This is a genomic window from Burkholderia sp. 22PA0106, from assembly GCF_047497155.1.
Classification (GTDB): Bacteria; Pseudomonadota; Gammaproteobacteria; order Burkholderiales; family Burkholderiaceae; genus Burkholderia.
In genome coordinates this window covers 3,833,474-3,845,701 of the sequence record NZ_CP163163.1, presented here as the reverse complement: position 1 = coordinate 3,845,701, position 12,228 = coordinate 3,833,474, and the positions used below count along the sequence as shown (strand labels likewise).

General features: G+C 67.6%; 11 protein-coding genes and 1 tRNA gene. 7 read left to right on the top strand and 5 right to left on the bottom strand.

Annotated features, from left to right (window positions below):
• The first annotated feature begins 40 nt into the window (after nt 1-40).
• The 5 genes from AB4850_RS32165 (at nt 41) to AB4850_RS32145 (ending at nt 3,522) form a co-directional block, all read left to right on the top strand.
• Nucleotides 41-116 (top strand) — tRNA-Phe (locus AB4850_RS32165).
• Between the two features lie 308 nt (nt 117-424).
• Nucleotides 425-1,159, top strand: coding sequence for a 7-cyano-7-deazaguanine synthase QueC (gene queC, locus AB4850_RS32160; protein ID WP_414443433.1), 735 nt, complete (start codon nt 425-427; stop codon nt 1,157-1,159).
• 76 nt (nt 1,160-1,235) lie between these two features.
• On the top strand, nt 1,236-1,868 hold the full coding sequence (gene queE / locus AB4850_RS32155) for a 7-carboxy-7-deazaguanine synthase (protein WP_414443432.1): 633 nt from the start codon (nt 1,236-1,238) through the stop codon (nt 1,866-1,868).
• 19 nt (nt 1,869-1,887) lie between these two features.
• Nucleotides 1,888-2,340: a 6-carboxytetrahydropterin synthase QueD gene (gene queD, locus AB4850_RS32150; RefSeq protein ID WP_414443431.1), complete on the top strand. Its 453-nt coding sequence runs from the start codon at nt 1,888-1,890 to the stop codon at nt 2,338-2,340.
• 465 nt (nt 2,341-2,805) lie between these two features.
• Nucleotides 2,806-3,522 carry a tetratricopeptide repeat protein gene (locus AB4850_RS32145; protein WP_414445674.1) on the top strand — a complete coding sequence of 239 codons (717 nt, stop codon included), beginning with the start codon at nt 2,806-2,808 and terminating at the stop codon, nt 3,520-3,522.
• A 93-nt stretch (nt 3,523-3,615) separates the two neighbouring features.
• On the opposite strand, the gene rodA is transcribed toward AB4850_RS32145, so the two are convergent.
• The 5 genes from rodA to AB4850_RS32120 all read right to left on the bottom strand — a co-directional run bounded on the left by rodA (nt 3,616) and on the right by AB4850_RS32120 (nt 9,977).
• Complete coding sequence (gene rodA, locus AB4850_RS32140) at nt 3,616-4,764, bottom strand: rod shape-determining protein RodA (RefSeq protein WP_414443430.1); 1,149 nt, start codon at nt 4,762-4,764, stop codon at nt 3,616-3,618.
• An 11-nt stretch (nt 4,765-4,775) separates the two neighbouring features.
• Nucleotides 4,776-7,049 (bottom strand): penicillin-binding protein 2, encoded by a 2,274-nt coding sequence (gene mrdA, locus AB4850_RS32135; protein ID WP_414443429.1) that lies wholly within the window; start codon nt 7,047-7,049, stop codon nt 4,776-4,778.
• A gap of 84 nt (nt 7,050-7,133) precedes the next feature.
• Nucleotides 7,134-7,646, bottom strand: a complete 513-nt coding sequence (gene mreD / locus AB4850_RS32130) for a rod shape-determining protein MreD (RefSeq protein WP_414443428.1) — start codon at nt 7,644-7,646, stop codon at nt 7,134-7,136.
• The gene (gene mreC, locus AB4850_RS32125; protein WP_414443427.1) at nt 7,643-8,749 is read right to left on the bottom strand and encodes a rod shape-determining protein MreC; all 1,107 of its coding nucleotides are present in this window, start codon (nt 8,747-8,749) and stop codon (nt 7,643-7,645) included. The genes mreD and mreC overlap by 4 nt, the downstream gene beginning before the upstream one ends.
• A 184-nt stretch (nt 8,750-8,933) precedes the next feature.
• Complete coding sequence (locus tag AB4850_RS32120) at nt 8,934-9,977, bottom strand: rod shape-determining protein (protein ID WP_414443426.1); 1,044 nt, start codon at nt 9,975-9,977, stop codon at nt 8,934-8,936.
• Between the two features lie 389 nt (nt 9,978-10,366).
• Here AB4850_RS32120 and gatC point away from each other — a divergent pair, with 389 nt between their 5' ends.
• Nucleotides 10,367-10,666, top strand: a complete 300-nt coding sequence (gene gatC, locus AB4850_RS32115) for an Asp-tRNA(Asn)/Glu-tRNA(Gln) amidotransferase subunit GatC (RefSeq protein WP_414443425.1) — start codon at nt 10,367-10,369, stop codon at nt 10,664-10,666.
• 71 nt (nt 10,667-10,737) lie between these two features.
• Nucleotides 10,738-12,228, top strand: a complete 1,491-nt coding sequence (gatA, locus tag AB4850_RS32110) for an Asp-tRNA(Asn)/Glu-tRNA(Gln) amidotransferase subunit GatA (protein ID WP_414443424.1) — start codon at nt 10,738-10,740, stop codon at nt 12,226-12,228.

Sequence of the window (12,228 nt, the reverse complement as noted above, 5' to 3'; positions counted from 1 at the left end):
ATCTGCAGTTACGGTCTGGCTATACTCTCTCTTCTTCGTTGGCCCGGTAGCTCAGTTGGTAGAGCAGCGGATTGAAAATCCGCGTGTCGTTGGTTCGATTCCGACCCAGGCCACCAAATTCGAAAAGGTCCAAAAGCTTCACGGCTTTTGGACCTTTTCCCTTTGGAAGCCCCGGGGCTGCCCCCGCCGCTTCCGAACGCGCGCCGCATCGGTCATGCCGCGCCCGCTATGCCCGGCATGCGCCGCCACGCGGGGCGCGCGCCGGGCGAAACGGCGGGCTGCATGATAAAATCCTTGCCGACTCAAAGACTTGAAGGACTTGAGACGCTGGTTTTCCGCGCCGCAAGTCCTTTTTTGTTTGTCGCTCGCTCCGCCCGATTCCGCGCGCGGCGCCGCGGCGGCTCCTCTCTACTCGGAGTACACGGTGATTCGGACAGACGCCAAGGGCGGCGCGCTCGTACTGTTTTCCGGCGGCCAGGATTCGGCAACCTGCGTGGCCTGGGCGCTCGAACGTTATCCAACCGTCGAGACCCTCGGTTTCGATTACGGCCAGCGCCACCGCGTCGAGCTGGAATGCCGCGAAGGCGTGCGCGAAGCGCTGCGCACGCGCTTCCCGCAATGGGCGAACCGGCTCGGCGAGGATCACATGATCGACCTGTCGGTGCTCGGTGCGATCAGCGATACCGCGATGACGCGCAGCATCGAGATCGAAACGGCCGAGAACGGCCTGCCGAACACCTTCGTGCCGGGCCGCAACCTGATGTTCATGACGATCGCGGCGGCCGTCGCCTATCGTCGCGGGCTCAAGGTGCTGGTCGGCGGCATGTGCGAGACCGATTTCTCCGGCTACCCCGATTGCCGCGACGACACCATGAAGGCGCTGCAGGTCGCGCTGAACCTCGGCATGGATACCCGCGTCGTGCTCGAAACGCCGCTGATGTGGCTCGACAAGGCCGACACCTGGCGGCTCGCCGAGCAGCTCGGCGGCCAGGATCTGGTCGAACTGGTGCGCGTCGAAACCCACACCTGCTACGTGGGCGAGCGCGCCGAACTGCACGACTGGGGCTTCGGCTGCGGCGCGTGCCCGGCCTGCAAGCTGCGCAAGCGCGGCTACGAGGCCTATCGCAACGGCGAGCAGGTCACCGAGGCGCCGGCCTGACGGCCGGCACCGCACAACGCGCGCCGGGCAGGCGCGCAGCAATGGAAACGGCGGCAAGCCGCCGCACGATGAGCAGATGACGTACACGGTCAAGGAAATCTTCTACACGTTGCAGGGCGAGGGCGCCAATGCCGGGCGTCCGGCCGTGTTCTGCCGGTTCGCCGGCTGCAATCTGTGGACGGGCCGCGAAGCCGATCGCGAGTCGGCCGTGTGCCGGTTCTGCGATACCGATTTCGTCGGCACCGATGGCGAGAACGGCGGCAAGTTCAAGACGCCCGACGCGCTGGCCGACCAGGTGGCGGCGCTGTGGCCGGAAGGCGAGGCGCATCGCTTCGTCGTCTGCACGGGCGGCGAGCCGATGCTGCAACTCGATCAGGCGCTGGTCGACGCGCTGCATGCGCGCGGCTTCGAGATCGCCATCGAGACCAACGGCTCGCTGCCGGTGCTCGATACCATCGACTGGATCTGCGTCAGCCCGAAGGCCGATGCGCCGCTGGTCGTCACCCGGGGCCACGAGCTGAAGGTCGTGATCCCGCAGGACAACCAGCGCCTGGCCGAGTACGCGAAGCTCGATTTCGCCTACTTCCTCGTGCAGCCGATGGACGGCCCGTCGCGCGATCTCAATACCAAGCTCGCGATCGACTGGTGCAAGCGCCATCCGCAGTGGCGCCTGTCGATGCAGACGCACAAATACCTGAATATTCCTTGAGCCGCGAGCTTCACTCATCGTGCTGATTACCCGAAAACTCGAATTCGACGCGGGCCACCGCATCCCCGATCACCGCAGCCAGTGCCGCAACCTGCATGGCCATCGCTATGTGCTCGAAATCACGCTGCGCGGCGATCTCGTCGATACGGAAGGCGCACCCGACCGCGGCATGGTGATGGATTTCGCCGACGTCAAATCGCTGGCCATGGAGCATCTGGTCGGCAAGTGGGATCACGCGTTCCTCGTGTATGCGCGCGACGAGCAGGTGCGCGGGTTTCTCGAACAGATGGCCGACCACAAGACGGTCGTGCTCGACCGCATTCCCACCGTCGAGAATCTCGCGGCGGTGGCGTTCGACATCCTTGCGAATGTGTACGACGCCCATTACGGCATCAACCTGCGCCTCGAACGCGTGCGGCTCTACGAAACGCCGAACTGCTGGGCCGACGTCGAACGTAATCCGGCGCGCTGAGGCGCCGCTCGTCGGCCGGGCGCGAGGCCCGGCACGCGCTGTTGTCCGCCTTCGTTTCGCCCTCCTTCCCGCCGCTTTCCCGCACGCCGTTCGCCCTGTCGAACGGCGCTTCGCGTCCCCCGAACGCACGCCCGGCGGCGCATTTCTGACCACGGTATGATCGTCGCGCGCGCGATGCGTGCGGCGGCTCACGGGCCGCCGCGCGCCGCGCGGCGAACACGCTTTTCCCGATACAACAACGATTCCGCCACACGGGTGACGGGGCAACCGGCCGCGCGCGCCATGCGCCTTGCGCGGCCAGCAGGAGAACAGGACATGAATGGCTCAGGCAAGCGGACGGTGCGCGTCGCGCGCGCGGTGGCGGCATATCTGGCGTTGAGCGCGGCCGGCGCCGCGCTCGTGACGAGCGCGCAGGCCCTGGCGGCCGATACGGCGAATGCAACCGGTGCGGCGAGCGCCGCCAGCATGGCGAACGCTGCCGCCAGCGCACCGCGCTCGACGCCGCACGCGAAGCTGCGCAAGCCGCCCGCGCCGTCGAAGGCCACGGCGGCGGCCGTCGCCGATTACAACGCCGGCGATCTCGACGCCGCGCTCGCGGGCTTCAAGCGCGCGGCCGGCCACGGCGATCGGCTCGCGCAATTCAACTACGGAATGATGCTGCTCAAGGGCGAAGGCGCCACGGCCAACGTGCCGGACGGCCTGCACTGGCTCAATACGGCTGCCGGGGCCGGCATGACGCAGGCGCAGTACGTCCTCGGCACGATGTACGACAACGGCGATTTCGTCGCGCGCGATCCCGCCGCGGCGCACGGCTGGCTGCTGAAGGCCGCGCAGCAAGGGCACGTCGAGGCCGAGCTGGCGCTCGCCAACCAGTTCCTCGACGGTCGCGGCACGCCGCGCGACAACCATCAGGCGTTTCTCTGGTATCGCAAGGCGGCCGACGCCGGCGAGCCGACCGCGCAGTACGTGACGGCCTCGTTCTACGAACGCGGCGGCGATGGCGTTGCTGTCGACCTGAACCTCGCGCGCGTCTATTACGCGGCGGCGGCCGTACATGGCGACGATGTCGCCGCGCTCAAGTATCAGGAAGTCAGCACGGCGCTGCGTGCGCAGGTGGCGGCCGCAGCTTCGGGTGCTTCGGGCGCATCGGCGGCTTCGGCTCCGCCAGCGGCATCGCAATGAACGAGCGGCGCATGCAGCGCCGCCGGCAGTAACGAAAAACCCGGCGTGATGAACCGACGCCGGGTTTTCGCTTGAATGGCGGGTGAGCGCGCGTCAGGACTTCATCAGGCGCTTCTGCCGCCCGACGCTCATGATCATGCCGATCGCGATGCCGAGCGTGGCGAGCGCGGTGCCGCCGTAGCTCATGAACGGCAACGGCACGCCCACCACGGGCAGCACGCCGCTGACCATGCCGACGTTGACGAACGCATAGGTGAAGAAGCCCAGCGACAGCGAACCGGCCAGCAGCCGCCCGAACAGCGTCGAGCCCTGCGCGGCGATATACAGCCCGCGCGCGATCAGCAGCATGTAGAGCGTCAGCAGCACCAGGCCGCCCGCCAGCCCGAACTCCTCCGAATAGACGGCGAAGATGAAGTCGGTGTGCTTCTCGGGGATGAATTCGAGGTGCGCCTGGGTGCCCTTCAGATAGCCCTTGCCGACCGGCCCGCCCGAGCCGATCGCGATCACGGCCTGGATCGTATGGAAGCCCTTGCCGAGCGGATCGGAGGTCGGATCGAGCAAGGTGCAGACGCGGTGCTTCTGGTAATCGTGCATCAGCGGCCAGACCACCTGCGGCTGGCAGATCTTGCTCTCGAACGTGGCGATCGCGGCCACCGCCACCACGCCGGCGATCAGCACCGGCACGATCAGCTTGAACGACAGCCCCGCCAGATAGATCACGAACAGCCCGCCCCCGAACACCAGCATCGCCGTGCCGAGGTCGGGCTGCTTGGCGATCAGGCCCACCGGCACCAGCAGGATGCCGAACGCGAACAGATAGTCGAACCAGCGGATGCCGCCTTCGCGGCGCTGGAAATACCAGGCCAGCATCAGCGGCGTGGCGATCTTGAGGATCTCCGAGGGCTGGACCACCACGCCGACGTTGAGCCAGCGTTTCGCGCCCTTCTTGGTCATCCCGAACACGGCGACGGCCACCAGCAGCGCCACCCCGAACGTATAGAGCGGCACCGCGAAGCGCATCAGCGTTTGCGGCGGGATGTTCGCGATGATCCACATCAGCACGAACGTCAGCATGATGTTGCGCAGTTGATCTTCGACGCGGCCCGGCATGTCGATCGCGGCGCTGTAGAGCGTGACGATCCCGACGCAGAGCAGCAGGAACACGAACAGCGCGAGCGGGCGGTCGAAGCCCGCGAACATCTGTTTGGCCTTGTCGAGCCAGGCGCGCTTGTCGAATTGCATGCCTTTCTCCGTTAGTGGGTGCCGGCGGCGGCCCGCGCGGCGGCGCGTTCGTCGCGGATCGCGGCGGGCGCGCTCGCGCCGTTGGCCGGCGTGCGGTGCGGCTTGCGCGGCAGGTGCCGCATCTGCGTCGCGCTGACCGCGCTGGCGGCCTCGGATGCGGCGGCCGCGCTGGCCGGCACGGCGCTGCTGCCGGCGGGGTTCGCATCCGAGGCGGCGTCGGCGGCGCTGGCGCCCGAGGCGGCGCTGGCTGCCGCAGGCGGCACCGGCTGCGGCAGCGCGGTGAAGCCCATCGCAACCTGCACCGGCTGGGTGGCGTCGCCCACCACCGGCGCGCTGACCGGCTCGGTGGCCGAGGCGGCGGCGGCCACGGCGGTGGCTTCGTTGGTCGGGTTCTGGCGCTCGACCAGGTAGAAATCGAGCACCTTGCGCGCGATCGGGCCGGCCGACTGCGCGCCCCAGCCGCCGTTCTCGACGATAAGCGCGAGCGCGATCCGCGGGTGATCGGCCGGTGCGTAGGCGGTAAACAGCGCGTGGTCGCGCAGGTGTTCGGCGAGCATGTGGCCGTGGTAGTTCGCGCCCTGCAGCGAGAACACCTGCGCCGTGCCGGTCTTGCCGGCCGCCGTGTAGGGCGCGCCGCGGAACAGCTTGTACGCGGTGCCGGACGGATTTTCGATCACGTTCTCCATGCCGCGCTTCACCACGTCGATGTTCGACTGCTTGAGCGGAATCACCTCGCTTTCCTTGGGCACCGTCAGGTGCCGCTGGCGCGAGATCGGATCCTCGATTTCCTTGACCAGGTGAGGCTTCATGACCACGCCGTTGTCGGCCAGCGTGGCCACCGCGTGGGCGAGCTGCAGGATCGTGAACGAGTTGTAGCCCTGGCCGATCCCGAGGCTGATGGTTTCGCCGTCGTACCACTTCTGCAGCGCCGCCTTGCGGAACGTCTTCTTCTTCCAGTCGGGCGACGGCAGCACGCCGCGCGCCTCGCCCTGCACATCGATGCCGGTGATCTGGCCGAAGCCGAACGGCTTCATGAAGTTTGCGATGTTGGTCACGCCGAGGTCGTGCGCCAGCATGTAGAAGTAGGTGTCGTTCGACACCATGATCGCGCGGTTCATGTCGACCCAGCCCTGGCCCGAGCGCACGTCGTTGCGGAACGTGTGGCCGCCGAACGTGTAGTAGCCCGGATCCTGGAAGCCCCAGCCGGGCGTGCGCTTGCCGAGTTCGAGGCCGGCCAGCGCGACGAACGGCTTGTAGGTCGAGCCGGGCGGGTAGACGCCGTGCAGCGGGCGGTTCAGGAGCGGCTTGTCGGGCGAGTTGTTCAGTTCGTCCCAGGTCTGCTGGTCGATGCCGTCGACGAACGAGTTCGGATCGAAGCTCGGCGACGACACGAAGGCCAGCACGTCGCCGGTGGCCGGCTCGATCGCGACCAGCGCGCCGCGCTTGCCGGCGAACGCCTGCTCGGCCACCTGTTGCAGGCCGATGTCGATCGACAGCACCAGGTTGTCGCCGGGCGTGGCCTGGGTGCGCGACAGCGTGCGCACCGGCCGGCCGCCGGCCGTCACCTCGACTTCCTCGAAGCCGGTGATGCCGTGCAGCTCGGTTTCGTAGCTCTGCTCGACGCCGATCTTGCCGATGTAGTCGGTGCCCTTGTAGTTGTTGGCGTCCTTGCGCGGATCGTAGTGCTCGGGATCGCTGTCGTTGTCGTCGCTCATCGCGTCGATGCGATCCTGGTCGCGCTTCGAGATCCGGCCGATATAGCCGATCACGTGCGCCGCCGTCGGCCCGAGCGGGTATTGGCGGAACAGCCGCGCGCGCACCTCGACGCCGGGGAAGCGCCAGCGCTGCGCGGTGAAGCGCGCGACTTCCTCGTCGGTCAGGCGGGTGCGGATCGGCAGGCTTTCGAAGTTCTTCGAATCTTCCTGGAGCTTCTTGAAGCGGCGGCGGTCGCGCGCGTCGATCGGAATGACTTCCGACAGCGCGGTGATGGTGTTGTCGAGCGTGTCGTTCAGCTTCGACGGCGTGATTTCGAGCGTGTAGGCCGAATAGTTGCGCGCCAGCACCACGCCGTTGCGATCGGTGATGATGCCGCGGTTCGGCACGATCGGCGCCACCGAGATGCGGTTCTCGTTGGCCTGCAGCGCGTACTTGTTGTGCTGCCAGACCTGCAGATAGAAGAAGCGCGTGGCGAGCAGCCCGAAGCAGACGAACACGAACAGGCCCGCCGCCGCGACGCGCAGGCGGAACTTCGAGAGCTGTTGCTGGGTGTCCTGGAATTCGGTCATGCGGATACGGGGTAAGGCGCACGCGCCGCGACGCCCGGGATCGGATCGGCAGGCAGGCGGCGGCGCGGCAACGTCATGGCGACGTCAGATGGGCCGCGTGTCGTCCGGATCGACCGGGCGGCGTTGCGGCATCAACAGCAGGGGGCTCACGAACGGCCAGAGCGCGGCCTCGACGAAACCGTCCACGAGATAGCTCCAGCCCGGGAACGCGGCGCCCATGATCAGGCGGATCACGAACGGCACGAGCTGCGCGAGCACCAGCAGCGGCATCACGTAGAACGCCTGCACGCCGAGCGAGAGCCACAGCACGCGGCGGTGGATCGTGATCGCGCCGTACGAGAGCAGCGTGTAGGCCAGCGCGTGTTCGCCGAGCAGGCCCGCGTCGTGCACGTCCATCAGGATGCCGAGCAGGAACGCCACGCCCATGCCGACCTTGCGCGGTTGGTGGATGTTCCAGAACAGCAGCACGACCGCGACGAAATCGGGCACGCCGGGCAGGCGCCCCCACGGCATCAGGTTCAGCAGGAACGCGACGGCCAGGCTGAAGATGATGAAGGTCGGGTTGACCGGCTGCAGGATGTATTGCGGACGGCTCATGGCTGCGTTCCCCGGGGCGGCGCGGCGGCGGGCGCCGGTGCGGGCTTGGCGGCGGGGGCAGCGGCGGGCTTGGCGGCGACATTGGCTGCGGCCGGGCCGGCGCTGCCGTTGGCCGTGGCGCCTGCCGTGGCGACGCTGCCGGGCTTGCCTGCGGGCGCTGCCGGCGCTTCCTTGGCCGCTGCCTTGGTTTTGTCGGCGGCCTTCGTCCCCTTTTTACCCTTGCCGTTCTTGTCGGTGGCCGCTTCGGGATCGACCGGACGCGGCGGCACGTCGGATTGATAGTGCAGCACCAGCATCTCGCGTGCACCGCGCACGGCGGCTATCGGCACGCAGACCACATGCGCGAACGCGGTGTCGCCCACCTTGTCGACGCGCGCCACCTTGGCCACCGGCAGGCCCGGCGGGTAGATGCCGTCGAGGCCGCTGGTGACCAGCTCGTCGCCGACCATCAGGTCGGCGCTGGTCGGCACGAAGCGCAGGTCGAGCGAATCGCCCTTCGGCGTGCCGTAGATCACGCTGCGCAGCCCGGTGCGCAGCACCTGCACCGGAATCGCGAGGTCGCGATCGGTGATCAGCGTGATTTCGGATTGCAGCGGGAACACGCGCGTGACCTGGCCGACCACGCCATCTTCGGTGACCACCGGCGCGCCGTTCTGGATGTCGTCGTGCGAGCCGTGGCCGATCACGACCTTCTGCGAAAACGGATCGCTGGTGTCGTACTGGATCTCGACCGGCGTGGCCTGCGCGGCGATGCGCTGGCGCAGGCCGAGGATCGCGCGCAGGTGCATGTTGTCGGCGGCGAGCAGCGCCGACTGGTTGGCCTGCAGCGAGAGCTTCAGGTTGCGGTCGTTCAGTTGCTGGTTGTCGTGGCGCAGCGTGGCGTTGCTCGCGGCCAGATCGGCGGCGCCCATGAACAGGTCGCGCGGCACGAGCGCGGCCCGCTGCAGCGGGTACAGCGCAGTGCCAAGAATGCCCCGGACAATTTCGAGCGAATTGAAACGCGCATCCGACACGAGGAGCGCGATCGCCAGCGCAACGAAGAAGATCAGCCGCGCGAGCGCTGACGGACCTTGCTTGAAGAGGGGCGGCGGACTGTATTCCATGGTCGGCGCCGGGCGGCTTGATCGGTTAAATGATTCTCAGACGCGAAAAACGCGCGGCGGTTCGGCCAATGTTACAAGCCGGAGCGTCACGCGCGTGCGTCGGTGGCGGCTGCATGCCGGGGACGGGGTTGTCCGCCGGCCCGGAGCTGCGCGCACGATGCGCGGCGCGGCCCCGGAGCGGGGGTTACTCGTACGAGAAGATGCTGCCGAGCTTGTCCATGCGTTCGAGCGCCATGCCCGAGCCACGCACCACGCAGGTCAGCGGATCTTCGGCGACCAGCACCGGCAGGCCCGTTTCCTCGGCCAGCAGGCGATCCAGATCGCGCAGCAGCGCGCCGCCGCCGGTCAGCATCATGCCGCGCTCGGCGATATCCGCGCCCAGTTCCGGCGGGGTTTGTTCGAGCGCGATCTTCACCGACGAGACGATCTGGTTCAGCGGATCGGTCAGCGCTTCGAGGATTTCGTTGCTGGAGATCGTGAAGCTGCGCGGAATGCCTTCCGACAGGTTGCGGCCCTTCACTTCCATTTCCTTGACTTCGGAGCCGGGGAACGCCGAGCCGATTTGCTTCTTGATCGCTTCGGCGGTTTGCTCGCCGATCAGCATGCCGTAGTTGCGGCGGATGTAGTTGACGATCGCCTCGTCGAACTTGTCGCCGCCGACGCGCACCGAACCCTTGTAGACGATGCCGCCCAGCGAGATCACGCCCACTTCGGTGGTGCCGCCGCCGATGTCGACCACCATCGAGCCGGTGGCTTCCGACACCGGCAGGCCCGCGCCGATCGCGGCGGCCATCGGCTCCTCGATCAGGTAGACCTGCGAGGCGCCGGCGCCGTGCGCGGCTTCCTTGATCGCGCGGCGCTCGACCTGGGTCGAACCGCACGGCACGCAGATGATGATGCGCGGCGAGGGCGAGAACATCCGCGACTCGTGCGCCGTCTTGATGAACTGCTTGATCATCTGCTCGGTGACGGTGAAGTCGGCGATCACGCCGTCTTTCATCGGCCGGATCGCCTCGATGTTGCCCGGCACCTTGCCGAGCATCTGCTTGGCTTCCTTGCCGACGGCCTGGATCGTCTTCTTGCCGTTGGGGCCGCCTTCCTGGCGGATCGACACGACGGACGGCTCATCGAGGACGATGCCCTTGCCGCGCATGTAGATGAGGGTGTTTGCGGTGCCGAGATCGATCGCGAGATCGTTGGAGAAGTAGCTGCGCAAAAAACCGAACATTCAGAATCCTGTCTCGCTCTGGGCCGCCCCCGCGCTGACATGGCGCGCAAGGGTGGCGGCGGAAAAAATAACAGCCTCGGATCGGGCGGGCATGGCCGCCGCTGGAACGCGAAGCTGCGGGTGCAATCTACCGGGACCGTCGCGCGCCCCGCTTGGCAGGCGGCTGAGCTTGCAGCCGGCTTGCAGCTAACGGTTGCCGTGCGAGGGGGATGGTCCGGGGCTGGGTCGAACGCGTAATGATACCTTATAATTTCTGGGTATTTGAACCCAAACGGACCGTCAATTCACCGCTTCGTACCCGATTTTGAGGGTTCGAACGAGTCCTCCAACCCCCTGTTGCGGCGCGGCTTCCAATGCGTCGCGCAAGCCCAGTTTTCCCGGTGAAACGCATGGCTTTGACCCTGAACGATGTGAAACGCATCGCGCACCTGGCGCGGCTCGAGATCGCCGATGCCGAGGCCGAACACACGCTGAACCAGCTCAACGATTTCTTCGGCCTCGTCGAGCAGATGCGCGCCGTCGACACACGCGACATCGCGCCACTGGCCCATCCGATCGAGCAGATCCAGGCCGTCGAGCAGCGCCTGCGCGAGGACGCCGTCACCGAGCAGGTGAATCGCGACGAGAATCAGCGCGCCGCGCCCGCCGTCCAGGACGGCCTGTTCCTCGTGCCCAAGGTGATCGAATAAGCGCGGCCGGCCAGCGCCGTCCCGGCCCGCGGCCCGCCGCGGGCCCCCCAGAATCCAGGAATCCTCCCGCAATGCACGCAAAAAGTCTGACCGAACTGCGCGCCGCGCTCGACGCCGGCCAAACCTCGGCCGTCGAGCTGGCGCAGCTCTACCTGCAGCGTATCGACGCGGCCGGCGAGCTCAACGCCTTCGTCCACGTCGATCCGGAGCTGACGCTCGCGCAGGCGCGCGCCGCCGACGCCGCGCGCGCCGCCGGCAACGCCGGCCCGCTGGCCGGCCTGCCGATCGCGCACAAGGACGTGTTCGTCACGCGCGGCTGGCGCTCGACGGCCGGCTCGAAGATGCTCGCCAACTACACGAGCCCGTTCGACGCCACCGTGGTCGCGCGGCTCGCCGCGGCCGGCATGGTCACGCTCGGCAAGACCAACATGGACGAATTCGCGATGGGTTCGTCCAACGAGAATTCGGCGTTCGGCGCGGTCAAGAACCCGTGGGATCACCAGGCCGTGCCGGGCGGCAGCTCGGGCGGCAGCTCGGCCGCCGTGGCCGCGCGCCTCGCGCCGGCCGCCACCGGCACCGATACGGGCGGCTCGATCCGTCAGCCGGCGTCGTTTACCGGCATCACCGGCATCAAGCCGACCTACGGCCGCGTGTCGCGCTACGGCATGATCGCGTTCGCCTCGTCGCTCGACCAGGGCGGCCCGATGGCGCAAACCGCCGCCGATTGCGCGCTGCTGCTCAACGCGATGGCCGGTTTCGACGAACGCGATTCCACCAGCCTCGAACGCGACGATGAAGATTTCGGCCGCTACGTCGGCCAGGGCTGGACCCCGGACGCGCCGGCCGACAAGCCGCTGGCCGGCCTGCGCATCGGCCTGCCGAACGAATATTTCGGCGATGGCCTGGCCGCCGACGTGCGCGCCGCGATCGACGCCGCGCTCAAGCAGTACGAAGCGCTCGGCGCCAAGCTGGTGCCGGTGTCGCTGCCGAAGACCGAGCTGTCGATCCCCGTGTATTACGTGATCGCGCCGGCCGAGGCGTCGTCGAACCTGTCGCGTTTCGACGGCGTGCGCTACGGCCATCGCGCGGCGCAATACCGCGATCTGCAGGACATGTACAAGAAGTCGCGCGCCGAAGGCTTCGGCCCGGAAGTGAAGCGCCGCATCATGGTGGGCGCCTACGTGCTGTCGCACGGCTATTACGACGCCTACTACCTGCAGGCGCAGAAAATCCGCCGCATCATCGCGCAGGATTTCCAGAACGCGTTCGAGCAGTGCGACGTGATCATGGGGCCGGCGTCGCCGAGCGTGGCCTGGGATCTCGGCGCCAAGGGCGACGATCCGGTCCAGATGTATCTGGCCGACATCTACACGCTGTCGGTGAGCCTGGCCGGGCTGCCCGGCATGAGCGTGCCGTGCGGCTTCGGCGCCGGCGCGAACGCGCAGCGCCCGGTCGGCCTGCAGATCATCGGCAACTATTTCAACGAAGCCCGGATGCTGCAGGTCGCCGACGCGTTCCAGCGCGCGACCGATTGGCACAAGCAAGTTCCGGCAGGAGTCTAA

Coding starts and splice junctions, on each gene's coding strand:
- rodA (WP_414443430.1), bottom strand. CDS start 4,764: ATGCAATTCGACAAGCGCGCCTGGCTCGACAAGGCCAAACAGATGTTC.
- AB4850_RS32145 (WP_414445674.1), top strand. CDS start 2,806: ATGGCGAACGCTGCCGCCAGCGCACCGCGCTCGACGCCGCACGCGAAG.
- queE (WP_414443432.1), top strand. CDS start 1,236: ATGACGTACACGGTCAAGGAAATCTTCTACACGTTGCAGGGCGAGGGC.
- mrdA (WP_414443429.1), bottom strand. CDS start 7,049: ATGACCGAATTCCAGGACACCCAGCAACAGCTCTCGAAGTTCCGCCTG.
- gatC (WP_414443425.1), top strand. CDS start 10,367: ATGGCTTTGACCCTGAACGATGTGAAACGCATCGCGCACCTGGCGCGG.
- mreD (WP_414443428.1), bottom strand. CDS start 7,646: ATGAGCCGTCCGCAATACATCCTGCAGCCGGTCAACCCGACCTTCATC.
- AB4850_RS32120 (WP_414443426.1), bottom strand. CDS start 9,977: ATGTTCGGTTTTTTGCGCAGCTACTTCTCCAACGATCTCGCGATCGAT.
- gatA (WP_414443424.1), top strand. CDS start 10,738: ATGCACGCAAAAAGTCTGACCGAACTGCGCGCCGCGCTCGACGCCGGC.
- mreC (WP_414443427.1), bottom strand. CDS start 8,749: ATGGAATACAGTCCGCCGCCCCTCTTCAAGCAAGGTCCGTCAGCGCTC.